We start from the raw sequence: 438 nt of genomic DNA on the forward strand, positions 1-438 counted from the left end.
AGGCATTACCCAGGTTGTTTTGGGTCCCCGCCCAATCTAAGGGGGCGGTGTCGGGGTTCCAGACCGTGAGGGCCTTGTTGTAGCAGTTGATAGCCTGTTGCAGGTGGGCAGCGCGATCGCCTGTGGGGAGGTCAGAGTAGGCAGAACCCAGGTTGTTTTGGGTCCCCGCCCATTCTAAGGGGGCGGTGTCCGGCTTCCTGACGGTGAGAGCCTTGTTGTAGCAGTCGATAGCCCGTTGCAGGTTGGCGGCGCGATCGCCTGTGGGGAGGTCAGAGTAGGCATTACCCAGGTTGTTTTGGGTCCCCGCCCAATCTAAGGGGGCGGTGTCCGGCTTCCAGACGGTGAGGGCATTGTTGTAGCATTTGATAGCCTGTTGCAGGTGGGCAGCGCGATCGCCTGTGGGGAGGTCAGAGTAGGCAGAACCCAGGTTGTTTTGGA

At 60.3% G+C, this 438-nt stretch carries 1 pseudogene; it reads right to left on the reverse strand.

From position 1 onward, the window contains the following. Nucleotides 1-438 (reverse strand): annotated as a pseudogene (locus P5674_RS25965) (CHAT domain-containing protein); the annotation flags it as partial.

Source organism: Limnospira sp. PMC 289.06, assembly GCF_032350395.1.
Lineage (GTDB): Bacteria > Cyanobacteriota > Cyanobacteriia > Cyanobacteriales > Microcoleaceae > Limnospira > Limnospira platensis.